The 26,612-nt window shown below is 39.5% G+C and carries 20 protein-coding genes; 15 read left to right on the plus strand and 5 right to left on the minus strand.

Annotation, left to right across the window (positions count from 1 at the left end; all coding sequences use genetic code 11):
- The first annotated feature begins 14 nt into the window (after positions 1-14).
- From ACNI3T_RS09220 to ACNI3T_RS09245, 6 genes are all read left to right on the plus strand, one after another.
- Positions 15-776, plus strand: coding sequence for a polysaccharide biosynthesis/export family protein (locus ACNI3T_RS09220; RefSeq protein ID WP_418227545.1), 762 nt, complete (start codon positions 15-17; stop codon positions 774-776).
- A 2-nt stretch (positions 777-778) separates the two neighbouring features.
- Positions 779-3,175 carry a GumC family protein gene (locus ACNI3T_RS09225; RefSeq protein WP_418227546.1) on the plus strand — a complete coding sequence of 799 codons (2,397 nt, stop codon included), beginning with the start codon at positions 779-781 and terminating at the stop codon, positions 3,173-3,175.
- A 49-nt stretch (positions 3,176-3,224) separates the two neighbouring features.
- A complete protein-coding gene (locus ACNI3T_RS09230) occupies positions 3,225-4,556 on the plus strand; it encodes a hypothetical protein (RefSeq protein ID WP_418227547.1) in 1,332 nt (443 codons plus the stop codon).
- Between the two features lie 53 nt (positions 4,557-4,609).
- A complete protein-coding gene (locus ACNI3T_RS09235) occupies positions 4,610-5,986 on the plus strand; it encodes a capsule assembly Wzi family protein (RefSeq protein ID WP_418227548.1) in 1,377 nt (458 codons plus the stop codon).
- A gap of 136 nt (positions 5,987-6,122) precedes the next feature.
- A complete protein-coding gene (locus ACNI3T_RS09240) occupies positions 6,123-8,474 on the plus strand; it encodes a PAS domain S-box protein (protein WP_418227549.1) in 2,352 nt (783 codons plus the stop codon).
- The gene (locus tag ACNI3T_RS09245; RefSeq protein ID WP_418227550.1) at positions 8,471-8,851 is read left to right on the plus strand and encodes a response regulator; all 381 of its coding nucleotides are present in this window, start codon (positions 8,471-8,473) and stop codon (positions 8,849-8,851) included. Before ACNI3T_RS09240 ends, ACNI3T_RS09245 begins: the two co-directional genes overlap by 4 nt.
- Positions 8,852-8,905: 54 nt before the next feature.
- On the opposite strand, the gene ACNI3T_RS09250 is transcribed toward ACNI3T_RS09245, so the two are convergent.
- The 3 genes from ACNI3T_RS09250 to ACNI3T_RS09260 all read right to left on the minus strand — a co-directional run bounded on the left by ACNI3T_RS09250 (position 8,906) and on the right by ACNI3T_RS09260 (position 10,291).
- Complete coding sequence (locus ACNI3T_RS09250; protein WP_322301143.1) at positions 8,906-9,235, minus strand: hypothetical protein; 330 nt, start codon at positions 9,233-9,235, stop codon at positions 8,906-8,908.
- Between the two features lie 146 nt (positions 9,236-9,381).
- On the minus strand, positions 9,382-9,999 hold the full coding sequence (locus ACNI3T_RS09255) for a metallophosphatase domain-containing protein (protein WP_418227551.1): 618 nt from the start codon (positions 9,997-9,999) through the stop codon (positions 9,382-9,384).
- Between the two features lie 79 nt (positions 10,000-10,078).
- Positions 10,079-10,291, minus strand: a complete 213-nt coding sequence (locus ACNI3T_RS09260) for a hypothetical protein (protein ID WP_322301141.1) — start codon at positions 10,289-10,291, stop codon at positions 10,079-10,081.
- Between the two features lie 184 nt (positions 10,292-10,475).
- Here ACNI3T_RS09260 and ACNI3T_RS09265 point away from each other — a divergent pair, with 184 nt between their 5' ends.
- On the plus strand, positions 10,476-11,999 hold the full coding sequence (locus ACNI3T_RS09265) for an AsmA family protein (protein ID WP_418227552.1): 1,524 nt from the start codon (positions 10,476-10,478) through the stop codon (positions 11,997-11,999).
- On the opposite strand, the gene ACNI3T_RS09270 is transcribed toward ACNI3T_RS09265, so the two are convergent.
- The gene (locus ACNI3T_RS09270) at positions 11,996-12,823 is read right to left on the minus strand and encodes a universal stress protein (protein ID WP_418227553.1); all 828 of its coding nucleotides are present in this window, start codon (positions 12,821-12,823) and stop codon (positions 11,996-11,998) included. The genes ACNI3T_RS09265 and ACNI3T_RS09270 overlap by 4 nt on opposite strands.
- A gap of 162 nt (positions 12,824-12,985) precedes the next feature.
- Between ACNI3T_RS09270 and rimP the strand changes: the two genes are divergently transcribed.
- From rimP to infB, 3 genes are read left to right on the plus strand one after another with little or no spacing between them, the layout of a single operon-like run.
- On the plus strand, positions 12,986-13,447 hold the full coding sequence (rimP, locus tag ACNI3T_RS09275; protein WP_418227554.1) for a ribosome assembly cofactor RimP: 462 nt from the start codon (positions 12,986-12,988) through the stop codon (positions 13,445-13,447).
- A gap of 12 nt (positions 13,448-13,459) precedes the next feature.
- Positions 13,460-14,692, plus strand: coding sequence for a transcription termination factor NusA (gene nusA / locus ACNI3T_RS09280; RefSeq protein ID WP_026914123.1), 1,233 nt, complete (start codon positions 13,460-13,462; stop codon positions 14,690-14,692).
- 51 nt (positions 14,693-14,743) lie between these two features.
- Complete coding sequence (gene infB, locus ACNI3T_RS09285; RefSeq protein ID WP_418227555.1) at positions 14,744-17,569, plus strand: translation initiation factor IF-2; 2,826 nt, start codon at positions 14,744-14,746, stop codon at positions 17,567-17,569.
- Positions 17,570-18,402: 833 nt separating this feature from the next.
- On the opposite strand, the gene ACNI3T_RS09290 is transcribed toward infB, so the two are convergent.
- The gene (locus ACNI3T_RS09290) at positions 18,403-18,792 is read right to left on the minus strand and encodes an SPOR domain-containing protein (RefSeq protein WP_418227556.1); all 390 of its coding nucleotides are present in this window, start codon (positions 18,790-18,792) and stop codon (positions 18,403-18,405) included.
- A 225-nt stretch (positions 18,793-19,017) separates the two neighbouring features.
- On the opposite strand from ACNI3T_RS09290, the gene ACNI3T_RS09295 reads away from it, so the two are divergent.
- From ACNI3T_RS09295 to ACNI3T_RS09315, 5 genes are read left to right on the plus strand one after another with little or no spacing between them, the layout of a single operon-like run.
- On the plus strand, positions 19,018-20,382 hold the full coding sequence (locus ACNI3T_RS09295; protein ID WP_418227557.1) for a c-type cytochrome: 1,365 nt from the start codon (positions 19,018-19,020) through the stop codon (positions 20,380-20,382).
- 48 nt (positions 20,383-20,430) lie between these two features.
- Positions 20,431-23,526, plus strand: a complete 3,096-nt coding sequence (locus ACNI3T_RS09300) for a TAT-variant-translocated molybdopterin oxidoreductase (protein WP_418227558.1) — start codon at positions 20,431-20,433, stop codon at positions 23,524-23,526.
- Between the two features lie 33 nt (positions 23,527-23,559).
- Complete coding sequence (gene nrfD / locus ACNI3T_RS09305; RefSeq protein ID WP_298246136.1) at positions 23,560-25,374, plus strand: NrfD/PsrC family molybdoenzyme membrane anchor subunit; 1,815 nt, start codon at positions 23,560-23,562, stop codon at positions 25,372-25,374.
- Positions 25,375-25,379: 5 nt separating this feature from the next.
- Positions 25,380-25,907 (plus strand): DUF3341 domain-containing protein, encoded by a 528-nt coding sequence (locus ACNI3T_RS09310; RefSeq protein WP_295181067.1) that lies wholly within the window; start codon positions 25,380-25,382, stop codon positions 25,905-25,907.
- A gap of 5 nt (positions 25,908-25,912) precedes the next feature.
- A complete protein-coding gene (locus ACNI3T_RS09315; RefSeq protein WP_322301132.1) occupies positions 25,913-26,605 on the plus strand; it encodes a c-type cytochrome in 693 nt (230 codons plus the stop codon).
- Positions 26,606-26,612: the final 7 nt, after the last annotated feature.

The raw sequence follows: 26,612 nt of genomic DNA on the forward strand, positions 1-26,612 counted from the left end.
AATTTAAATTTTTCATGATTCGTAGACTGTTTTTCTCCATCTGCCTGTTAGGCATATTAAGCTCTTGTGTTAGTAAAAAGAATATCTCATATTTTCAGGGTTTGGATCAGGTTCATGAACTACATCCCGGTAATAATCTGGAGATTCAGCCCGATGATGTATTGACTATCAGAGTTTCTGCCCCAGAACAGGAAGCGGCACTGCCTTTTAACTTAACCAAATCTGTAGGGAGTATGGCTGAAGGTGCATCAGCAGCCAATGTGGAATTGGAGACTTACCTGGTCGCAAATGATGGAACTATTCAATTTCCTGTTCTTGGGAAGATAGCGGTAGAAGGTTATACCAATCAGGAACTATCTCTGAAGATGAAGGAACTTCTTGAGGTTTATGTACAGGATCCTATCGTAAATGTTCGTATTCTGAATTTTCAGATCAGCGTGCTGGGAGAGGTGAGAAACCCGGGAACTTTTAGTATTCAGGATGATCATATTAGTCTTTCCAAGGCATTGGGACTTGCGGGGGATATTCCATTGAGTGGAGATAGAACAAATGTGTTGGTAATGCGCCAGAATGATAACAAAATAGTCCATGAATATCTGGATCTAACTAATCCTGAAATACTGGAATCACCATTTTATAATTTACAACAAAACGATGTTGTTTATATAGATCCTAACGGTCCTAAAAGACAAACCGCTGGTTATCTGGGAACAGCTTCCACTTACCTGTCCATATTTTCAGTAATAATTTCCTTAGTAATTTTACTTACCAATTAGATATGTCCCAAACATCTAAAAGCCCTTCAACCAAAGATCAAAATGAACTCAATCTCAGGGATGAAGCAGAAAAATATTTAAGATACTGGCCCTGGTTTGTCGCCTCGGTAATTTTTTCGTTGCTTATTGCCTATATCAATCTGCGTTACACCGTGCCTATTTACAGTACTTCAGCAACCATTATCATCAAAGATGAGAACAGTGGAGGAGGTTCTGAATTTGCAATGATGCAGGATCTTGGAATGTTTAGTGGAATGGGATCAAACAGCATTGAGAATGAACTGGGGATTCTGAAAAGTAGAGAGTTGATGCAGGATGTAATGCAAAGTCTCAATTTCACTACTTCCTATTATGCCGAAGGCAATGTGCGTACTACAGAAATATACCAGGGAAGCCCTTTATTAGTAGAAATCTTGAATAAAAATTCTGGGAAGGAAACACTGCCTAACCTGCAAATCTCAAAACCAATTCAGGGGGCCATCACGATCACTAATCTTTCTAACCAACAAAGTTATATTGCAAATTTAGGAGAAGCATTTGAGATTGGAGAAACTACACTGGTAGTACGGGATAATTCTAGTGGAATTGACATTGAGAACTTCAACTATTATCCTTTAAAAGTTGTTTTCAATGATCCGGTGAGTCTCGCAAATTCGTACCGTTCTCAATTGCAAGTGAAATTGGAGGATTACAATTCGACGTTGGTTAATTTAGGATTAAACGATCCTATCAAAGAGAAAGCTCAGGATATTCTGGATCAACTAATTTTTGAATATAATAGGCAGGCTATCGAGGATAAGAATCTGGTAGCAAGAAATACAGCGCAATTTATAGATGAAAGACTGGCCTTGATCACCGGTGAACTTGACTCTGTAGAAAGTGGAAAAAAAGAATTCAAGCAGGACAACAATCTTACTGATATTCAGTCTGAATCACAATTATTTATTGAAAGCGCAAGCGAGTTCGATAAGAAAATGCAGGAAATCGAGACTCAGCTGGAATTGAGTAAATCTATGCTGAATTTCATGAATCAGGAGAATGATTCAGATCTACTACCATCCAATCTTGGCCTTGAAGGATCGGGACTCAACGAGTACATTGCTCAATACAATGAACTGGTTTTGCAAAGAGACAGAATATTGGCCGGGAGTACAGAAAAGAACCCGGTTGTTATTAACCTGAATACTCAAATTGAACAATTAAAAAATAATATCTTCAGCAGTATTCAAAACGTACAGACTAATCTCCGAATTGCCAGAGATGATCTTAACCGGCAATCTGCAGTTATAGGAGGAAAGATTTCCGCAGTACCAGGGAAAGAGCAGGAATTCAGAGGAATAGAAAGACAACAAAATATTAAAGAAGCTTTATATCTGTTCTTATTACAGAAGAGGGAGGAGAACAGTCTCACGCTGGCGATCACTGCACCTAAAGCTAAGATCGTAGACTCCGCATATAGTTCGGGTACTCCGGTTTCACCAAACAAACGTAGTATTTACCTAACAGCCTTGTTAATCGGATTGGGAATTCCATTTGCGATAGTTTATCTAAAAAACTTATTGAATAATAAAATTCGTACTAAAGAGGATATTACCAGTAGCGGACTCAATATTCCAATCGTTGGTGAAATTCCAAGACTGGCTAAAGGTCAGAATGAATTGATTCAGGAGAATGACCGCTCTGTAATGGCCGAATCGTTTAGATTGATGCATACGAACCTGCAGTATTTCCTGGCAGAAACTTCGAATGAAATCAATCAAAGAGCGACTACAATCTTTGTGACTTCCACAGTAAAAGGCGAGGGTAAAACATTTATTGCTTTTAACCTGGCTAAAACACTGGCGAACACCGGTAAAAAGGTGTTGATTATGGGAGCCGACCTTAGAAATCCACAGTTACAAAGGTTCCAGGAAGATGCTAAATCCTGGTTGGGAGTTAGTAATTATCTGGTAGATCGTAATCTACATATTCAGGATCTGATTAAAAATTCCAGTTTGCATCCAGATCTGGACATTTTAACCTCTGGAAGTATTCCGCCCAATCCTTCAGAGTTACTAAGAAGTCATAGACTGGAAGAATTGTTCGATCAGGTGAAAGATTTATACGATTATATTCTAGTTGATACTGCTCCAGCGATGGTAGTAGCAGATACCTTTCTTATTAGCAAACATGCTGATCTCACGCTATATTCTGTAAGAGCTGATTACACCGAGAGAAAATTGCTAAACTTTATAGGGGATGCAAAAGACGATCAAAAACTAAAAAATGCCGGCTTAGTATTGAACAGCGTTAAATCTGCTAATTATGGATACGGGAAATATGGCTATTCTTATGGCTACGCCTACGGAGTTGAGTCACAAGGTTTCTGGGAGAAATTGAAAATAAAACTGAAATCTTAGTGTATAACAATTTAAAGCTATCACCCCGTAATTATCGGGGTGTTTTTGTATGAGAACAATTCTAATTATAATCGCGTTACTTTTCGCTAAGCAGGTTAAAGCTCAGTGGCAAATTGGGGGAAATATAAGCGCTACTGGATTTATTTATTCCCAGGATGAACTACCATTCTGGCTTTATTCAAATACACGAGCAAGAGTGTCTATTGACACAGATTTTACAGGTCATAGTTCTATTTATATTGACTACTTGCATAACGAAGACTGGACCTTTAAACTTCAAGGAGGGGTTTTTTATGAAAACGGGTACTACAGGAATCTGCAAATGGATGAACTTTACGCAGAAATTAATTATAAAGACATTGAGCTGGTTGTGGGCAGGAAACAACGAAAAGAACTATATGATGGTATGAGTGCCAGTGATATGAATTTTGCCTGGTCTGTAAATTCAAGACCAATACCTGGAATACAGTTTAGTATGAATGAACCTTTCTGGATACTAAGGTCTAAAGCATTAGGTTTTGAACTTGAGTGGGACGAATTCTTTCTCGAGAAAACGAGGTATGTTTCAAATGCTAGATTGCACCATAAAAAGCTAGCTTTTCATTATAGCAAGCAAGGTTTCAAATTGAGCCTGGGTCTTGATCATTATGCTCAATGGGCTGGAACTTCTCCAGAAACAGGAGATCAGCCAGAGGCAGTATCAGATTATTTTAGAGTCATTTCTGGTAGAGGAGGTGGTGAAAATTCTGTGGAAGGCGAAAGGCAGAATGCCTTAGGTAACCATCTGGCAGTATATTCCGCTGAACTGTCACAAGATTTCAATTATTTGAGTGTACAATTGATATATAATCATTTTTTTGAGGATGGTTCAGGTAGCAGGTTCGCTAATATTCCTGATGGTAAATATGCAATTAATGTATCCAATCGTAATCCCGGCGCATGGTGGAATGCAATTCTCTATGAGTTTTATTATACTAAGAACCAGAGTAAAAACTCGGGCGGTCCTCAGGATACAGATGCATATTTCAATAATTTCCAGGCATACAGATCAGGCTGGACTTATCATAATAGAATTATCGGGTTGCCGTTTTTTGCTTTTGATGCATCGATACCTGCAGTTACCAATGATAAGTTTCTAGCTCATCACTTCGGAATTGACTCAGAACTTAAGTTTATAGATAGCTTTCCAATTCAAATGAAAACCAAAGTTTCGATGGTCAATTACTCTGATAGTTCTCTTGAAAATGAACAAATCTACTTTTCTAGCTCACTAAGTTCTCAATTGAAACATTTCCACGTTTCTCTCTTAATTGGAGCCGATCTTAGCCAGCCTATGCATAATTCCCTTGGAACTGGTGTACAGCTTTCCAAATCATTCTGATCCTGATTAGTTTATAAAAACATTATGAACAATTAGTATTTAAAAGATTTAATTTGCCTGAAAATTTCACGATGTACCGGGGCTTAAATCGTTTACTACTCTTTCTTTTAATTCCATTCTTTGGTGTTCAGGCGCAGTACTCACCAGAATTTGAAGTCAATTTAGAAGCCGGTGGATTTTATAGTCAGGATAATGAACTGCCATTCTGGTTATATAGCAATAGAAAAGGACTGGTTGATAGAGAAACTAACTTTTATACACTGGCAGGTGCAAGCTTCGAAATAGATTTATACGAAGGGATCATGTTAAAAGCAGGTGGAACCGGCGTATACCGTGAAGGATTCGATAGTTCAGTATATGCTGATGAATTATTTGTTCAAGGTTATGGAAGATATCTGGATCTTCTTGTAGGAAAACGACATGAAGCAATTGCCTTTGATGGCTTAAGCGCCAGTAATGGTCATATACTAAACTCTTTAAATTCCCAGGCTTTTCCTGGTATTAAACTTAGCAGTGCTGCACCAATTTTCTTTGGTGCGCAAGAAAGGTTTGGTTTTGAATTTGAATTTGCAGAGTATATACTTAATGACGAAAGAACAGTAGAGAGCACTAGAGTTCATAATAAAAGTCTCCATTTTATTTATGCACCCAATAGTTCTTTAAGCTTTAGGATAGGAGCTGAACACTACGCACAATGGGGTGGTACTTCAAATGCAGAGGGAAAATTGCCCGGTGACTTTGAAGATTATTTGAAGATTTTGTATGCAGGTAAAGGTGATGCCGATGCACCGGTTGTAGATCAACAAGTAGCTCTGGGTAACCATTTAGGTAGTTACATGTTGGAAGCTAATTATGATACACAAAACTATTATTTTACCTTTTTCATAAATACCATCTTCGACGACCCTAAAGGTAGTAGTCTGGGAAATGCTCCAGATGGCCAATATGCCTTTTATATGCGGTCTAAGGAGGATCGCACGTGGATTCGAAGTGCAATGTATGAACTTTATTATACACGTAATCAAAGCAACCATTTGGATCTGGATAATTCCAGTGACTACTTTAATAACTCTGTATATAAATCTGGATGGACCTATAATAACCAGATAATTGGTGCTCCCTTTTTTGATTATAGTGAAGAATTGAATAGGGTTGTCAACAATAAATTTATTGCTCATCATCTGGGATTTCAGGGTGATTTTCTAACCTATGGAGAAAAGTATCCTTTTCGGGTTCTTGCTTCTTATACCAGAAAAGATGGAACATACAATGATAAATTCTATCCGAACTTAGATGAATATTATTTATTCAATGAAGTGGGCTTTATCTCAAAATGGGTTGATGTAAAACTTAATCTAGCCGTGGAGCTATCTCAACAGGCAGGTCCTAAATTTGGAACAGGAATAGTCCTCTCAAAAACTTTCCTGTAAAACATAAACCCGGCTATTCGCCGGGTTTTTTAATATCACTACTACTTCTTTTTCTACCCTGAATAAGTTATACATATTTAGCTATATTTGAATCTTAACATTTCAAAGTCTCGTTCAGCAGGCCTGAATCCAGTGAATGTCAAAAACTAACCAACACCCTAACTCACCAGGTTTGAACCTGAAACTTTTGCTGATCTCCATGGCGAGTGCGCTGTTGCTCGTGATCCTGGGATTTTTTATGCTTTGGCAGCGTTACCAGATCCTGTTAGACGATAGGCAGACTGAAATGTCTCATATAATCGATGTAGTAGGTCAGAATATTGACCAATCTCTAAAATACAGTTATTCCGCAGCCCTTTCATTAGCCTTGCAAATCGACGAAAAGGGTGAAATTGATAATTTCGAGCTCATTGCATCTCAGCTGGTAGATAACAATCCAAATATTGATGCGATCCAGATCGTACCCGATGGTGTTATTACCAAAGTATATCCATTTGAGGAGAACAAGGATGCGATCAATTATAATATTCTTGAGGATCCTAACTGTAATCAGGAAGCCCTTGAAGCGATCGAACGTAAACGTATGTTTTTCGCTGGTCCGTTCGAACTGAAACAGGGTGGTCTTGCCGTAGTTGGACGATTACCTGTTTTTGTAAAAACTGACTTCTGGGGATTCGTTGCGGTGATCATAAAGTTCGATAATTTGATGCACCAATCGGGAATACACGAATTATCAGGTGATGATTATCAGTTTCAATTTTCAAAGATAAACCCGGTTTCAGAAAAGGAAGAATTTTTCCTGCAGTCAAGACCAGATCTTCACGAAAGTTATTCTGAAGTGATTACTCTCCCAGATGGAGAATGGCGTCTATATATTATTCCGCAGTCATTACACCAGCCATTTCTAAGACTTATCCCGGTTGCCTTACTAATCATTTTTCTGGGAGGTGCGATAGCTTATATTCTCTACCAGGTTTTGGAACGTCCTGTTATCATGCAGCAGCGTATGAAGTCGCAGGCAGGAGAACTGGCTGAAAGTGAGCAGCGTTTTAGAACCATTTTTAATCAGGCAGCGATCGGGATGGCCCGACTTGATACGAACACCGGGCTCATCCTGGAGTCTAATAAGAAATTTCAGCAATTACTAGGTTATCCTGAAGACTACCTGGTGGGTAAATCTCATATTGATATCACCCATCCCGATGATAACCAAAGGAATATTGAACTAATTGAAAAACTCAGGAATAATGAAATCAATCAATACAGTCTGCAGAAACGACTCATTAGAAGCGATGGGGAAATCATATGGATAAATTTAAGTGTCTCCCCGTTATGGGCTGAAGGTGAGCAGGCAACTTCACAGATTGCACTTATCGAAGATATTTCTGCCAGGATGGAAGCAAAGCAGTTATTGATCGATAATGAAAACCGCTTCCGCGCCCTCGTGGAAAATAGCGATGAGATCATACTTATCGTAGATACAGAAAATAGCGTTCGTTATTATTCTCCTTCACTGGCTAAGGTCTCCAAATATGAAGAGATCGATTTTACCGCTCATGGAGTATTGCATTATATTCATCCAGATGATCATGACCTATTAAGACAAAAGATCGAGTACTCCTATACGAAGCCAAACCTACCGATTGCAGATATTATCCTTCGGGTAAAAAATGCTGAAGACCACTGGTTCTGGGTAAATGCGACGCTAACCAATATGCTGGATGTTCAAAATGTGAATGGATTCGTGGTGAACCTTCGGGATATTACAGAAAAGCGTGAGGCGGAGCTCAACCTTGTGAAATCTTATGAATTGGTGATGGAGCAGAATAAACGTCTGCTCAACTTTGCCTACATAGTTTCACACAATTTACGATCTCATGCCAGCAATATGCAATCTATTCTGGAATTGTATACCGAAGAAGATTCAGTAGAGGAAAAGGATCAATATATAGAATTGCTTCAGAAAGTATCCGGGAATCTCGACCAGTCTCTGCATGATTTGAACGAAGTGGTCTCCATTAGTACCAATATGGATATTGGCGTTCAAAGCATTAATGTTAGGAAAACACTGGAAAGTACTTTGGAGATCCTTATTCCGCAGATCAACAGGAAGGAGGCTAGGATTCGAAATAAAGTTCCAGCTGAGATGGTGGTTTCTTTTAACGCGGCCTATATGGAAAGTGTACTATTAAATTTTCTAACCAACGCACTTCGTTACACTGAAAAATCCAGAACTCCTGAAATTATTATTACTGGCTATCAGCAAAATGAACGGTGGGTACTTGAAGTTCAGGATAACGGTATTGGGATTGATATGGAGGCTTACGGTGAGAAGATTTTCGGACTCTATAAAACATTTTCCAGTAGAAAAGACGGTCGCGGTGTAGGTCTCTTTATTACAAAAAACCAGGTAGAGGCTATGGGTGGTTCAGTTGATGTGGAGAGTACTCCGGGAGAAGGGACAACTTTTAAAGTTTTTTTTAAATGATAGATAAGATAGCAGTGATAGACGATGATGAGGTCTATCAAATGATTATTAGCCGATATATAGAAAAATCTGGGATGTTCAAACTGGCGGAATATTACCAGTTTCCTAAAGAGGCGCTGAAGTATTATAGTGACAATAAAGAGAATTTACCTTCAGTGATGTTGCTGGATATAAATATGCCATTAATGGATGGCTGGCAGTTTCTGGAGGCGTTGCAATCTAAATATCCTGAAGTTTACGATCATACAAAAATTTACATCGTTACTTCGTCTATCGCATTTTCAGATAAAGAACGATTTGATAATTTTCCTGGATTGGCAGGTTTTCTATCGAAACCTTTGAATGTAGACAAGCTAAAAGAAATAGGAGGGGGATAAAATAAAAAAGTTCGGTGTAGGGACCGAAACTTTATAATGCTTGAAGAATGTTAACTAAGCTGCTGAAGTAATATTATAGTGAGAAAGAATAGTTTCATAAAAGAAAATGCTCTTCTCATCCTTCTTAAGACAGGATTGTAAAAATCTTTCCAGGTCCATACATTCGAATGTGATGTTCGTGTATTTCTTCTGACCAACAGGTAATTGTAATTCGATAGTTTGCTCGTCATAGTTAATCTGCACATTCTTAGCTTCAAAATACTTCTTTACGATGGCTCTATGCATTAACTGAAAATTCGAGGACTCCAGATTTTTGTTAGAAATACTGTAAGAAATGAGATTTTTAACCTCGTCAATTAACTCCGGGGTAGTAAAATTGTTCATTATAAATTGGTGTTAGGTGTATTGTTGTATGATTTACAATGGCTAAATTACTACTAGACAGGCTAAAAGCTGTTAATAAAAATCTAATACTTAGCTTATTAATAAATTTTTAACCTAACTGTAAATTTGTTTACAAAAATTTTAGATTAAATATCTAACACCATTGGAGAACGCATGATACTACCAGCTTCATCGAGAATCGAGAGATTGTAAAATGAAGTTTTGCTTCTTTTGAGGTAGCCTGAAGAGTAATGAATATGTCCAAACAAATGGATTTCAGGCTCAACGAAGTCTAATGTTTTCAACAATTCTTCACAACCCAGCCTATCACCCGAAGCAATTTGATCCATGATCCCGTATGGAGGGGTGTGGGTGATTAGAACATCTGTATCTTCCGGGATTTTATCCCAGTGCCTTTGCATCGCCAAACCTCTTTCTCTATTAAATGCCCAGTTCTCCATTCCGGGAGTTACCGGAGATCCCCAGAATTTCTTTCCCTTAATGATCAATTCCTGGTCAAGGAGTACTTCAATACCTTCAGGAATTGTTTTCAATAATTCCCTTTTTTCAAAATAGAAATCATGATTCCCGGGTATAAGGATCTTGTAAGGATGAGGTTGTTCATTCATCCATTTCAGGAAATTATTGGTTTCGTTCCGGGTGCCACCATCTGTACAATCCCCGGCATGAATAAGCACATCGCCATCGGGAATGGGTAAATGATGATGTAGATTATGAGTGTCTGCAAGACAAACGAGCCTCATGTTAATTAAATTGGTTGAGTTTTAGACAAAAAAAATCCGTTGATGCAAATCAACGGATTTAATTCTTCTTTCTCAATTATTATTCTTCATCTTCCGATCCTAACTGGAGCATTTCTCCATTAGCTGGTAAGACTTTGTTAATCGTTTTCAAAATTCCAAAGGCGACGATCGCAGCAGTTACTACGAAAAATATAAATTTAACCAGTAAACTTTCACTGATTACAAGACTGTAAAACCCGAGAAATAACTCGACCATTACAAATAAAACTTTTACACCGACCTTTAAAAACATTTTTTTCTAATTATTACACTACAAATATAGCGTGCAATAAGCTTAGCTTGAAAGTTTAAAATTAAGTTTGACGAATATTTAACTTTGGTAACTTCTGGCTCACAATCTTTTAAGTTAAATATTCTTAATTCGGCCAGAATCATGCCTGCCGAATAGTAAATTGGCTCACCTAAATACTGTTAAATTGAAGAAATCAAACAAAATTGCTGTTGGAGTTTTGATCGCAATTGGAGTTCTGGCTCTCATTTTAGTGATAGCGAACAATATTCTGGAAAGTAAGATCAAGAAAGGAATCGAGAAAAATCTGGATGCTGCAAATGCGGTTTATGAAAAGGTCGATGTGAAACTTTTAGATCGTTCTGCGGAAGTGATCAATGCAGCCATCAGTATTCGTGGTAAAATGTTGGAAGTTGATACCATCAGATTAAATGATATCGAGATCCTTGAGTATTTAACTGACAAGAATATCATCATTGGTGATCTGAAGATTTCTAATCCTGAAGTAAAGATCTTCAAATTTCCGAAGAAAGAGAAGGATACGTCCTCTTCCAAAAAACAGAATAGTTTTAAAAATAAGATCAGGATCAAGTCGGTTAAAGTGTCCGGCGGAAGCCTGAAGATTTTCGAAAAAGATAGTTCCACTCATAGATTTTATTCAAAACTTCGCGATATCAGCATGGAACAGGTGCGAATTGATTCAACCTCTCTGAAGGAATCAGTTCCTTTTAGTTATGATCTTATCCTTCTGAATATTGATAGTTTATTTTATGACCTGAATGATCTTCAGAAATTATATGTTGGCGATCTTGTAATTAAAAATAACGATGTAAAAATTACCGATTTTCAGCTTAAACCAAAATTTTCCAAGAGTGAGCATCAGCAGAATATTCGTAAGGAAACCGACTGGTATGATCTTGAGATCGACAGTATTGGAATGCAGGGCCTTACCTGGAGCCTGCAAAATGATAGTCTGAAAATTGGAAACTCCCTAACGCATATAGATCAATTCGATTTCGTGATCTACAGGGATAAGTTACAGCCAGATGATAATAGTATTAAGCCTTTATATAGTCAAATGCTTAGAGAAATGCCTGTGCTATTGCAAATTGACAGTATAAGTCTTACTAACGGGTATTTGAAGTACGAAGAAAAGATACATGCAGATCGCGAGCCGGGAACTGTAGATTTTTCTAATATGAATTTTCAGATAAGTCAGATCTCCAACGTTAATTTGGATAGGGAAGATTTCCCGGAAACCAGGATCAAGGCTCAGGCAGATTTTATGGAAACTGCTTCTCTGGATGTGAATTGGTCATTTAATATTGCTGATACCCAGGATCGTTTTAATATAAATGGGGAGCTTGGCAGGATCGCTGCGGAACAGATCAATGAATTTATGAAACCTGCCATGAATGTGCAGGCTCATGGAGAAATTGAGGATCTGTATTTTAATTTTTCAGGTGGTCCTTATTCAGCTAAGGGTGATATGCGCCTGGAGTATAAGGATTTTAAGATCGAAGTACTGCAGAAGGATGGAAAAGAGAAGAACAAAGTGGTATCTGCACTGGCGAACCTTATCGTTAAGAATAAAGCGCAGAATAATAAGGCAAATCACAAAGATATTACTGTAGACAGGGACAGAACTAAATCCTTCTGGAACTATCTCTGGAATATGATCAAGAATGGAGCTTTGAAAGCATTTATTTAAATTCTAAAGGTTACTACCGGCCTGTTAGCGTGATTAACCAGGTCTTCGCTAATACTTCCATTGAAAAAGTGAGCGAGACCCTTACGACCATGAGTTCCTATACCAAGCAGGTCTGCTCCCCGCTTACGGGCGAAATTCAGAATGCCTTTTTCCACACTAATGTCGTTGTATATATGAATATTGGTTTCCAGCTCGGGATATTCTTCGGTGAATTTCAGCATTCTTTTAGTAGCTTCCGCAGTGCTTAAAAAATCGTTGGGCGTGTTTACGAACAACAGGTGCATTTGCGTATCGATAGCACGCGCAAATTTCATGGCCCTGGAAAGCAGGTCTTTTTGATCTGAAGTTGCGTCTGTAGCAAATACAAAATTTTCAATTCTGAAATCTGGGATCTCGTTTTTGATGACCAGTACAGGAATTTCAGAATTACGAACGACCTTCTCTGTGTTGGAGCCAATGAACATTTCCTGGTAGCCGCTGGCGCCATGTGAACCCATCACGATCATATCGCAATTCTTCTCCTGGCTAATTTCAATGATTCCTTCGAAAGCCCGGTGGAACTGGACGGTTTCATGTACCTTTATTCCTTCAAGATAGTTTGCCGCCTTTAATTTGGAAAATCTTTGATGTGCAAGCTTCATAAAAAATAACGCCTCAGGAACGTTCTGGCTACTGCCGTGCACCGGGTCGATCAACATCATTGGTAGCTCCAGCATATGGAGTAAATAGATCTCGCTGTCGAATTTTCGGGCTAGTTGTGCAGCGACCTTAAGAGCTTTTTCGGCCTGATCGCTGAAATCGGTGGGAACTAGAATATTTTTCATAATTCGAAGTAATAGATTGAAGGTGAAGTCTCTATTAAATTTACAAAGAATATTTCATTTCCTCTGGCGTTTTTATACTTGAAAAATATTGCTATATTTGCAGCGTTGAAACTAAAATTTTGGTACAGCGAGGGGACAGAAGTCCCCTCTTTTTATAAACATATGCTGAAGGATAAAGTAGAAAAATTAGCAGAGCAGGTCTTTGAAGAGAATAAGAACTTATTTTTAATAAGCCTTGACCTAAACTCCGCTAATCACATAAAGATCGTAATAGACGGTGATGAGGGAGTTTCAGTAAATGATTGTATTACAGTAAGTCGCGGGATCGAACATAATCTCGACAGGGAAGAGGAAGATTTCTCACTGGAAGTGACTTCTGCAGGGGTTTCTGAACCTTTGAGCTTACCAAGGCAATACAGAAAAAACATAGGTCGCAGGTTGAAGGTGAAAACTGAAAATGATAAATTTGAAGGAGATCTTTTGGCTGCAGACGAAAAAGAGATCAAGCTAGCCTGGAAAGCCAGGGAGCCCAAGCCGGTAGGTAAAGGGAAGGTCACAGTTGATAAAGAGGCAACATTGTCTTATGATGAGATTGTGGAAGCGAAAGTTAAAATAACATTTTAATCACAAATTGATATGGAAAATATCGCGTTGATTGAATCATTCTCAGAATTTAAGGATGATAAGCTTATAGACAGGGTTACGCTTATGGCGATCCTGGAAGACGTTTTCAGAAATGCTTTGAAGAAAAAGTATGGAGAAGACGATAATTTTGATATTATTGTAAACCCTGATAAAGGAGATCTTGAGATCTGGAGAAACCGGATCGTTGTTGCAGATGGTGAAGTTGAAGATTCCAATAGAGAAATTTCTCTTACTCAGGCCAGAAGGATCGAACCCGATTTTGAAGTTGGTGAAGATGTTTCAGAAGAAGTGAAGCTTATTGATCTTGGAAGAAGAGCTATTTTGGCGTTGCGTCAAAACCTGATCTCTAAGATCCATGAGCATGATAACACGAATATTTATAAGCAGTTTAAAGATCTAGAAGGAGAAATTTATACTGCAGAAGTTCATCATATCAGGCACAGAGCAATCATTCTCCTTGATGACGAGGGCAATGAGATCGTGCTTCCTAAAGACCGCCAGATTCCCTCAGATTTCTTCAGAAAAGGAGAAAACGTACGTGGAATCATTGAAAGCGTTGAGTTAAAAGGTAACAAGCCTACCATCATCATGTCCCGAACCGCACCAGGTTTCCTCGAGAAGTTATTCGAGCAGGAAATCCCTGAAGTGTTTGATGGTTTAATTACTATCAAAAAAGTAGTTCGTGTACCTGGTGAAAAAGCGAAAGTAGCAGTAGATTCTTATGATGATAGGATCGATCCTGTTGGTGCCTGTGTGGGAATGAAAGGTTCTCGTATTCACAGCATCGTTCGTGAGCTTGGAAATGAAAACATTGATGTGATCAATTTCACCAATAATGAGCAGTTATTCATCACTAGAGCCTTGAGCCCTGCGAAGATAACCAGCATTAAAATGGATGAGGAAGCTAAAACCGCTGAGGTAATGCTGAAGCCGGAAGAAGTTTCCAAAGCAATTGGTAGAGGTGGCCACAACATTAGACTGGCCGGGCAATTAACCGGTTATGAGATCGATGTTTACAGAGAAGGTGTTGAAGAAGATGTGGAGTTAAAAGAGTTTACAGATGAAATTGAAGATTGGGTGATTGCCGAATTTTCGAAAATTGGTCTGGATACTGCAAAGGCTGTATTGGAACAGGATGTTGATGATCTTGTACGTCGTACAGACCTTGAGGAAGAAACCATCAAAGACGTTATGTCGGTTCTTCGCTCAGAATTTGAAGAATAATATTTTTTTAATATAGAATACATTAAAAGAGGTTAATTTAGAGGGCAATTTATGGCAGAAGCGAAAACAACGCGATTAAATAAAGTTCTACGTGAGTTCAATATCTCGTTAGACAGGGCTGTGGAATATCTTACTTCCAAAGGCTACGAGATTGATGCACGTCCAACTACCAAGATCTCGGGAGAAATCTACGAGGTGCTTTCTGACGAGTTCCAAACCGATAAGAGTAAAAAGGTTGCTTCCAAAGAAGTAGGAGAAGAGAGAAAGAAGGAGAAGGAGGAACTTCGCAAGGAAATAGAGGAAAAGCGTAAAGCTGAAGAGGTGAAGAAGGAAGAAGTTTCTACTTCCCGAGCTAAGCTTGCCGGTCCAAAAACGGTTGGTAAGATAGACCTGGACAAAAAACCCGGAGAACAAGCTCCTACGGAAGAAGCCTCTAAAGAAACTGAAGAAGTAAAAGAAACTCCAGCTGAACCTGTCAAAGAAGCGGAGAAGACTACTAAAGAAAAAGAACAACCAGCAAAATCTGCAGAGAAGCCAAAAGAGGTTCCTGCGGAAAAACCTGCTGAGAAAAAAGAAGCTCCTGCTCCTAAAAAGGAAGAAGCTCCAGTTGCTAAAAAAGAAGAAGCGAAGCCAGAAGTGAAAACTGGGGCTAAAGCTGAAACTGAAAAAGCTCCAGAAGCTACCGAAGAGAAGAAGGAAGAAGGTTCTGATACAATCAAGACAAACTACACGAAGCTTGACGGACCTAACTTCACCGGTAAGAAGATCGATCTTTCACAGTTTAAGAAACCTGTAAAGAAAAAGGACGAGAAGAAAACCGAATCTAAGGACGAAAAAGATAAACGTAAGAAACGTCGTCGCCGCATCAGTAAGGATGTAAAAGGTGGTGGAGGAAACAGTCCGCGCGGTGCAGCTGCCAAAAAAGGCGGAAGAGCAAGAAGCAAACCTATTACAAAAGAAGAGCCAACCGAAGAAGAAGTACAGAAGCAAGTACGTGAAACTCTGGAAAAACTTCAGGGTAAATCTTCCAAAGGTAAAGGTGCTAAATATAGAAGACAGAAAAGAGACGAACACAGGCAACGTTCCGCAGATGATCTTGCACAGCAGGAATCTGATGATAAGATCTTAAAGGTAACAGAATTTGTTACGGTAAGTGAGGTTGCAACCATGATGGATGTTCAGGTAACTAAGATTATCTCAGCATGTATGTCTCTTGGAATGATGGTAACCATGAATCAGCGTCTTGATGCTGAAACATTAACTATCGTTGCTGAAGAATTTGGCTATGAAGTTGAATTCACTACAGCAGATGTAGAAGAAACTGTTGAAGAAGTTGAAGAGAATCCTGAAGATCTTGTATCCAGAGCTCCTATCGTAACTGTAATGGGTCACGTGGATCACGGTAAAACATCCTTGCTGGATTACGTTCGTAAAGAGAATGTAATTGCCGGTGAGAGTGGGGGGATCACGCAGCATATTGGTGCTTACGGAGTTGAGCTTGATGGCGGACAAAAGATCGCATTCCTGGATACACCTGGTCACGAAGCCTTTACGGCAATGCGTGCTCGTGGTGCACAGGTAACAGATATCGCGATTATTGTGATTGCGGCAGATGATGATGTGATGCCTCAAACAAAGGAAGCGATCTCTCACGCACAGGCTGCAGGAGTTCCAATCATCTTCGCGATCAACAAATCTGATTTGCCAACGGCGAATCCGGAAAAGATAAAAGAGAAACTTGCTCAAATGGATCTTCTTGTAGAAGACTGGGGTGGTAAGATTCAATCACATGATATTTCGGCAAAAACAGGTGCTGGTGTGAAAGAATTACTTGAAAAAGTACTTCTGGAAGCCGAAATCCTGGAATTGAAGGCGAATCCTAAGAAGCTTGCTAAAGGTACAGTGGTGGAAGCATTCCTTGACAAAGGTCGGGGTTATATTGCGACTATTCTTGTACAGGCTGGTACTCTTAAGATCGGAGATTATGTACTTGCCGGTAGAAACAGCGGTAAGATCAAAGCGATGCATGATGAGCGTGGTCACGAGGTGAAAGAAGCCGGACCATCTACACCAGTCTCAATTTTGGGACTTGATGGTGCTCCTCAGGCAGGTGATACCTTCAAAGTAATGGAAGATGAGCGTGAGGCAAAAGATATTGCTGCACGAAGAACTCAGTTACAACGTGAGCAAAATGTTAGAACTCAGCGTCACATAACGCTTGATGAGATTGGTAGACGTATCGCACTTGGTGACTTTAAAGAACTTAATATAATCCTGAAAGGGGATGTGGATGGTTCAGTAGAAGCGCTTACCGATAGTTTCCAGAAGCTTTCTACGGAAGAGATTCAGGTTAATATCATCCACAAAGGAGTTGGTGCGATTACTGAAAGTGATGTATTACTAGCTTCAGCATCAGACGCGGTGATTATAGGATTTAATGTTAGACCTGCAGGTAATGCCAGAATGGTGGCCGATAAGGAAGAAATTGACATCCGTACTTACTCGATCATCTACGATGCGATTAACGATCTTAAAGATGCGATGGAAGGTATGCTTTCACCGGAACTTAAAGAGGAGATCACTGGTACTGCCGAGATTAGAGAAACCTTTAAGATATCTAAGGTTGGTACGATTGCGGGTTGTATGGTAACGGCAGGAACTATTTACAGAAGTGCGGGAATACGCCTTATTAGAGATGGCGTTGTTGTTTATACTGGAGAACTAGCTTCATTAAAACGTTTCAAAGATGACGTGAAAGAGGTGAAGAAAGGTTATGATTGTGGTCTTCAGATTAAGAACTACAATGACATAAGAGAAGGTGATGTAGTAGAAGCATTTAGAGAAGTAGAGGTTAAGAAAACCTTGAAATCAAAATAAACTGAGTAGGATACTCAAACGAAAAAAGCGGCTCTTGGAGCCGCTTTTTTTGTTCGTTGTGTCCACAAGGTACATGGATAAATACATCGATTATAAACGTACAGATTTTCGGTAATATAAATTGTGTAGTATGATATTCGATAATGCTAATTCATCTTGCTTTTGAAAGTTCGCCTCAATGCAATAAAGTGATTCATAATATATTTTCGGGATAACAGTGCGCTTTCAAAAACTTTAAGTAGTGTTATTCTATCGATCCTTCAGTAGAAAACGGCTGGAAACTATTGCAGACGGGATTCACATTTGAGTAGTTGGGTAACAAACTACATTGGCTGGTGGGGAATTACTACACTTCACTTGAAGTAACATATAGGTTTCTTTTCTTATATCGAATAAGACTTTAAAGAACATATCAAATTGTTAAAATTTAATTATTGAGTGATCCCAGGATTATGATTGTGGCTTTTTACGGTAACATTAGTTAAACTAAAATTCTTAGACAGAGGCTTTTTAGGAAATGGTTCCTTTGCACAATACGACATTGCTTTTGTATTGTACTATTCTAAGAAGAGAATTATAGAGTTATCGCTGTTCGGTGTCGAACAAGAGTATGAGTAGTTGACTAAAGAAAATACGGAATTTCCTGTGAAGTTTTACGTAAGGTAAAGTTGGAAATAAAATTGTTGTGACTTTGATTGAAAACCGGGATTATCGGTTAGAATGTTATTATACGTACTTTTGGTAAGGTTGTTTGTGCATCTCATTTTCTGAAGATCTATCAACAAAAAAAAGTGGCTCAATGAGCCACTTGTCAGATTGTAATGTACAATTTCTTATTTTCTCTGAGGCTTCGGAATAAAAGCTGAAGGGAATTCTTCTTTCAGGGTCAGAAGTGCTCTGTCGGCTTCCAGCCTGTTTCTAAAATTACCTATCCATACCTTATAATTCGGTGCTTCATAGGCGATCTTGGAAGGATATTCGTAAAGGTTGCGGTACTTCTGAATTACCTCGTTAGCTTTGCCATTATCTCCATAAAATAACTGAATCACGAAGCGATCGCCAATCTTATTATTATCGTTTAATTCTTTCTTGACTTCCAATAGTTTGTCGATCTTTTTGCTTTGTTGAATTTCCACACTCCCCTGTTGAGCGCTGGAACTCAGGCTAAAAAGAAAGAAAAAAGCTGCAATCGCAAATGAGTACTGTATATTAGGTTTTTTCATAGCATATATACTTTTGACAAATGTAAAATATAATAACTTAAACAGCTCGTAAAATATTATTTAGAACTATTATAAATTACCCATTAACACTTATCTAACATTCCTAGAATCGTCTATAAGTATTACTTTTGTGGCTGAATTTAAAGGTACCTTTTTAGGTATTTAGCCCTAAAATACTGAGTGTAAAAACCGTACCAAAGTTTAGACGTTAATCGAACTTAAAATATGAAAAAGGTGATTTTCCGCCATTCAATTTCGCGACAACTACTCTTAAGCGTAGCTTTCTTATTTACATTTTCTCTGTTCGCGCATGCGCAGGATCAGACGGCGCAGGATACTACAGCTCAGGCTGAATCTGGTCAGGCGAGCGAAGCTGATGCCGGTGCTGGAGCAGCTGCCGCCTCTCTGGGGGATGCTGCTGCTGGTAAAGAGTTATTCAATTCATTGTGTGCAGCCTGTCACAAACCTTATTCTAATTCTATTGGTCCTGCTCTTAATGGTGCGACAGATAGACATGAAATGGAGTGGCTTTATGACTGGATCCAGAATTCTGCCGCTTTGATCGCTAGTGGTGATGCTGAAGCTAACGCAGTTTACAATGAGTGGAATCAAACGGCAATGCCTGCGTTTCCTCAATTGTCAGAGAGCGATATTGATAATATCCTTGCTTATGTTGAGCAGCCTAAGCCAGAACCTACAGCGGCAACTACAGATGCAGCTCAGGCAGGTGGGGGTGAAGGATCAGGTGGTGTTTCTGTAAATGTCATTCTAGGAATTCTTGCATTTGTGTTGGTGCTGCTTCTTGTGGTGCTTTTCCTTGTAAATAAAACATTAAGAAATTTCGCTTCTGCTTCTGGAATTACTATTCCAGAAAAGCCTAAAACTAAACCTTTATACCAGTCTTTCGTAGAGAATCAATTTCTTCTTGTGGTAACATCTATCGTGGTGTTGCTTACTGTTGGTTATTTCTCTTATGGTTTCTTAATGCAGATTGGTGTTGACCAGGGGTATCAGCCAATTCAGCCAATTCACTATTCGCATAGAATTCACGCGGGTGATAACCAGATCGAGTGTAAGTACTGTCACTCTTCTGCGAGAGTTTCTAAGCATTCCGGGATTCCTTCTCTTAATGTTTGTATGAACTGTCATAAGGCTATTGCTGAAGTGTCTCCTGAAACGGCTACGGAAGAATATTCTAAAGAGTTTTACGATAAGGAGATTGCGAAGCTATACGAGGCAACCGGTTGGGATCCAGCTACCAGAACCTATTCTGGGGAAGAGAAGCCAGTTAAATGGGTTCGTATTCACAACCTGCCAGATTTCGCATACTTCAATCACTCTCAGCACGTGAGTGTTGCTGGAATTGAATGTCAGAAATGTCATGGTCCTATCGAGGAAATGGAGATCGTATATCAGAATGCGCCTCTAACTATGGGATGGTGTATTAACTGTCACCGTGAAACGAATATCAGAATTGAGGGTAACGAGTACTATGAAAAGATTCATGAAGAGTTATCTAAAAAATATGGTGTAGAAGAGCTTACGGCTGCTCAAATGGGTGGTTTAGAATGTGGTAAGTGTCACTACTAAAATCCTGAAGTTCAGGTTTAATTTAAGAAGCTAATATCTAGATATAATATGTCATCAAACAAGAAATACTGGAAAAGTGTTGAAGAGCTGGAAGATAAAAGCTCTGTTGTTGAGACGCTCCAGCAAAAGGAATTCGCCGAGGAGATCCCGGTTGAGGACTTCCTTGGGGATAAAGAAAATCTTGCAGATTCTAAAACTTCAAGACGTGATTTCCTTAAGTATGTTGGTTTCAGTACAGCAGCGGCATCACTGGCTGCCTGTGAAGGCCCGGTGGTAAAGTCTATTCCTTACGTAGTTCAGCCGGACAGAATCGTTCCTGGTGTTGCGAACTACTATGCGACAACTATTGCTGATGGTTTCGACTTCGCCAGTGTATTGGTAAAAACACGCGAAGGTCGTCCTGTAAAAATTGAAAATAATGATCTTTCGAAGTTCAAGGGTGGGGTTAACGCTCGTGTTCATGCTTCGGTACTTTCATTGTATGATACTAAAAGGGTTAAGCGCCCAATGATTGAAGGAAGAAACGTTTCCTGGGAAGAATTCGACCGTCAGGTTGTTTCAGAATTGGAAAACGCGAATGGGGAGATCGTATTGCTTACGCAAACATTTGCCAGTCCTTCAACTACAAAATTAATTCAGGAGTTTTCTGCAAAATTCGGTAATGTGCGCCACGTAGTGTACGATACTGTTTCAGAAGATCCTGCATTGAATGCATTTCAGTCTAAATATGGAAAACGTGCGCTTCCTCACTACGATTTCTCTAAAGTAGAAACAGTAGTTGGTGTTGGGGCAGATTTCCTTGGTGACTGGCAAGGTGGTGGTTTCGATGCTGCTTATGCAAAAACCAGAATACCTGAAAATGGTAAAATGTCACGTCATATTCAGTTTGAATCGAATATGTCATTGACTGGTGCAAATGCAGATAAACGTATTCCAGTTAAACCATCTGAGCAAAAAGCTGTAATGGCTGCTCTTAAGGGTTATATCGCTGATGGTTCTACTAGTAGTCTTTCTGAAAAGCTAGATGATGCAGTAGTGAAAGCTGCCAGACAGTTAAGAAAGGCAGGAAGTGCTGCTGTGGTCGTATGTGGAATTCCAGATGAGGAGGCACAGCGTTGGGCGTTGGAAATCAACGAAGCTTTGGGAAGTCAGGTTATGGATTCTTCGAATGCTCGTGTAACTCGTCAGGGAAATGCTAGTGAAGTAGCTCAGCTGGTAAAGGATATGAATAATGGAAGTATTGGCGCTCTTATGATCGCTGGTTTGAATCCGGTTCATACCCTTCCAAATTCAAAAGATTTTGTAGAAGGTCTTAAGAAAGTGCAGACTGTAGTTGATTTTACTACAAGAACTGATGAGACTTCTAAATTAAGTAAATATGTTGCTGCAACTCCGCACTACCTTGAAAGTTGGGGAGATATTCAGTATAGCGAAAAGGCTTTCAGTCTAATGCAGCCAACAATAAGACCATTATTTGATACCAGACAATTTCAGGATACGTTATTGAAATGGACAGATAATAGCCAGTCTTACTACGAATATATTCAGGAAACCTGGTCTGGCGGACTTGGGGATCGTAACTGGAGCGAAGTGCTTCATGATGGTGTCTTTGAAGCTAGTTCACCAGTAGCTCTTCCGGCTTCAGCTGGAAGCAGTGCATCAGCTATTTCTTATAGCATTGATGATCTTGACGGTGAAGGTTTTGAATTAAGTCTTTACACGAATACAGCAATAGGAGATGGTCAACAGGCAAACAACCCATGGTTGCAGGAGATGCCAGATCCATTAACCAGAGCAAGTTGGGATAACTACATTACCATGTCTAAAGCAGATGCCGAGGCGATGGGAGTTATGAACGAACATGTTGCAAATGGCGGACTTAACGGTAGCTATGTGAATGTTAGTGTTGGTAACACTGTAGTACAGAATGTTCCGGTTTATATCATGCCAGGACAGGCCAAAGGATCTGTTGGTCTTGCACTTGGATACGGTAGAAAAGCCGGTGTTCAGGAAGAGATGCAAACAGGTGTGAATGCTTATCCTTTGTATAATGATTTCAGATCTGTACAGAAAGTAAAAATAGAAAAAGCTCCGGGTGTTCATGAGTTCGCCTGTGTTCAGCTTCATAATACATTGATGGGTCGTGGAGATATTATCAAGGAGACAACCCTTGAGATCTTCAATACTAAAGATGCTCACGTATGGAACCATGTTCCAGAGGTTTCTTTAGATCATCAGGAGACTCCTGTAACTTCTCCGGAAGTTGATATCTGGGAAAGTTTTGATAGATCTACAGGTCCTCACTTCAATTTGAGTATCGACCTGAATGCATGTACCGGATGTGGTGCCTGTGTGATCGCCTGTCATTCTGAAAACAACGTTCCTGTAGTTGGAAAAGATGAAGTAAGAAAGTCCAGAGATATGCACTGGTTGCGTATTGACCGTTATTTCTCTTCTGAAGAGAACTTCAATGAAGATATCGAGGAAAAAGAAGATGCTTCAGGACTTGGATTTGGAGACTACATCTTTGGAGATAGAGAGGGAGAAGGTTCATTGTCTACTTTTGACAGGCTTGAATCTACGGCAGATAATCCTCAGGTTGTCTTCCAGCCGGTAATGTGTCAGCATTGTAACCATGCCCCGTGTGAAACAGTTTGTCCTGTTGCGGCAACTTCTCATGGTAGACAGGGTCAAAATCAAATGATTTATAACAGATGTGTTGGTACAAGATACTGTGCGAACAACTGTCCTTATAAAGTACGTCGTTTCAACTGGTTCAATTATGCTCAGAATGATGAGTTTGATTACCACATGAATAACGACTTAGGTAGAATGGTTCTTAATCCTGACGTTACTGTACGTTCCAGAGGGGTAATGGAGAAATGTTCTATGTGTATTCAAAAAACTCAGAAAACCATTCTTGATGCTAAGAGAGAAGGTAGAACGATTGAAGATGGAGAATTCCAGACTGCTTGTTCTGCTGCTTGTGATAAAGGTGCGATGGTCTTTGGGGATGTGAATAACAAAGACTCGAAAGTTCTTGAAAAGAAAAATGACGACAGGATGTATCATCTTCTTGAGTATGTAGGTACGAAACCAAACGTGATGTACCAGACTAAAGTTAGAAATACAACCGAAGCTTAAAATAACGAATAACTAAGAATCAATTAGAAGGATATGTCTCATTACGAAGCACCTATACGAAAGCCTCTAGTTACCGGGAACAAAAGCTATCACGATGTGACGGTAGATGTTGCTGCTCCGGTTGAAGGACGGGCTAACAAATCCTGGTGGATAGTTTTCTCTATTGCCCTTGTTGCCTTTCTTTGGGGTGTAGGATGTATAGTTTACACAATTTCTACAGGTATTGGTACCTGGGGATTAAATAAAACCGTAGGTTGGGCCTGGGATATTACCAACTTCGTATGGTGGGTAGGTATTGGTCACGCCGGTACCCTTATTTCTGCCGTACTACTGCTTTTCCGCCAGAAATGGAGAATGGCAATTAACAGGTCTGCAGAGGCGATGACCATTTTCTCTGTAATGCAGGCGGGTCTTTTTCCTCTTATTCACATGGGACGTCCATGGTTGGCATATTGGGTACTTCCAATTCCAAACCAGTTTGGGTCACTATGGGTGAACTTTAATTCGCCACTTCTATGGGATGTATTTGCGATCTCTACATATCTTTCTGTATCACTGGTATTCTGGTGGACTGGATTGCTACCTGATTTTGCAATGATCCGTGACCGTGCGATCACTCCTTTTACTAAAAAAGTCTACGGAATTCTATCTTTTGGATGGAGTGGACGTGCTAAAGACTGGCAACGTTTTGAAGAAGTATCACTGGTACTTGCCGGATTGGCAACACCACTTGTACTTTCTGTACACACGATTGTATCTTTTGACTTTGCAACTTCGGTAATACCGGGATGGCATACGACCATTTTCCCTCCTTACTTCGTTGCAGGAGCAATCTTCTCAGGATTTGCGATGGTAAACACCTTGCTTATCATCATGAGAAAGGTTTCTAATCTTGAAGACTATATTACGATTCAGCATATCGAATTGATGAATATCGTGATCATGATCACTGGTTCTATTGTAGGTACTGCATATATTACCGAGCTAGTGATTGCATGGTACTCTGGCGTTGAATACGAACAGTATGCATTCCTTAACAGAGCAACCGGACCTTACTGGTGGGCATACTGGAGTATGATGACTTGTAACGTGTTTTCTCCGCAGTTTATGTGGTTCAAGAAATTACGTACCAGCATCATGTTCTCTTTCTTTATTTCGATTGTAGTAAACATCGGGATGTGGTTTGAACGTTTTGTAATTATTGTGACTTCGCTTCACCGTGATTACCTTCCATCTTCATGGACGATGTTCTCACCTACCTTTGTAGATATCGGGATCTTTATTGGAACTATTGGATTCTTCTTTGTATTGTTCCTATTATACGCTCGTTCGTTCCCAGTGATCGCTCAGGCAGAGGTGAAGACAATCCTGAAGGCTTCCGGAGAGAAGTATAAAAAACTAAGAGCTCAGCATGGTGATGATGTATTGCATTACGATCCTCAAGCGGTAGGAAGAAATCCTATGCAGAATGAGGAAGATGGAATTCACCATAAGATCGAAGATACAGAACATCAAAAAACGGTAGAGGCAGATCACCCTCATGAAGACACAGTGAACGCGGATGGGATGGTAATTTCAGAAGTGATGAAAGACCGTATCGATGAGATGTTAGGAAGAATTGGTACTTACGATCCTGCAACGCAGTCTGCAGATGATCTAACCAGGCTTAAGAATGTTGGTCCGTTATTGCAACAACATTTCCATCAGGTTGGTATCTACCTTTTCGACCAGGTTAGTAAATTGACAGAACAGGATTTTGTCTTGCTTGATGAAGTTATCGAAAACTTCCCTATCCAGGCTAATAGAGCTGGGTGGACAGAGCAGGCAAACAAACTAAAAAATAAATAATCAGGATGGCATCTAAAGTTTTACACGCTATTTACCAAGATGACGACCTGCTTTTACAGGCTGTAAAGCAGATTCGTGAAGCACGCTATCATATAGGAGAGATCTATTGCCCATTTCCGGTTCACGGACTTGATAAAGCAATGGGACTTGCTCCAACAAGACTGGCCATCACCGCATTCCTTTATGGATTGGTTGGTTTGTCAGTAGCAGTTGCTATGATGAATTTTATCATGATAGAGGACTGGCCTCAGGATATTGGAGGAAAACCAAGTTTTAGTTTTCTTCAGAATATGCCGGCGTTCGTACCTATCATGTTCGAGCTTACAGTATTCTTTGCAGCTCACCTTATGGTAATCACCTTCTACATGAGAAGTAGATTATGGCCATTCAAAAAAGCTGAGAACCCTGATGTAAGAACAACAGATGACCTGTTTCTTATGGAAGTGGATGCTGCGAACCATAACATAGATGATCTTACTAAGTTTCTTTACGATACTGGAGCATCTGAAATTAGATTAATAGATAATAAATAGTGATAATGAGAAGTTTGTTCCATAAAACTATAGGATTTTGTCTGCTTGGCTTTGCAGTTGTTTCCTGCAATGACAAGGAGGATCCAAACTATCAGTATATGCCAGATATGTATGAGTCTGTAGGTTACGAAACCTACGGCGAGTACAATGTATTCGAGAATGCTCAGGAGGCAAAATTACCGGTAGAAGGATCTATTCCAAGAGGATGGATGCCGTATGATTACGAAAATTCTGCTGCAGGACTTGCTAATGCAAAGGCAAATCTTAACAATCCAATTCCATATACTCAGGATAATCTTGCAGAAGGTAAAGGTTTGTATACTATTTATTGTGCAGTTTGTCACGGTGACAAAGGAGATGGGAAAGGAATTCTTGTAGAAAGAGAGAAGATTCTTGGTGTACCATCCTATGATGATGCAGGTAGAGCAATCACTGAAGGTAGTGTTTATCACGTGATGTACTACGGAATTAATAACATGGGATCTTATGCTTCGCAGACTTCTATCGAAGAACGCTGGCAAATCGATCACTATGTTATGAGCTTAAAAGATAAGTTGGAAGGTAAACCTGAAAGAGAATTTGAAGAAGAGCAAACAAGCCTTCTTCCTTCCAGAGCAGATGCTAATATCTATGAGGATGCTGGCGATACCGCTGCTGAAGGTGCTACTGAAAACAACCAAACCGAAACTCAAGAATAAAGATTTA

It is taken from the genome of Christiangramia qingdaonensis, assembly GCF_048381525.1.
Classification (GTDB): domain Bacteria; phylum Bacteroidota; class Bacteroidia; order Flavobacteriales; family Flavobacteriaceae; genus Christiangramia.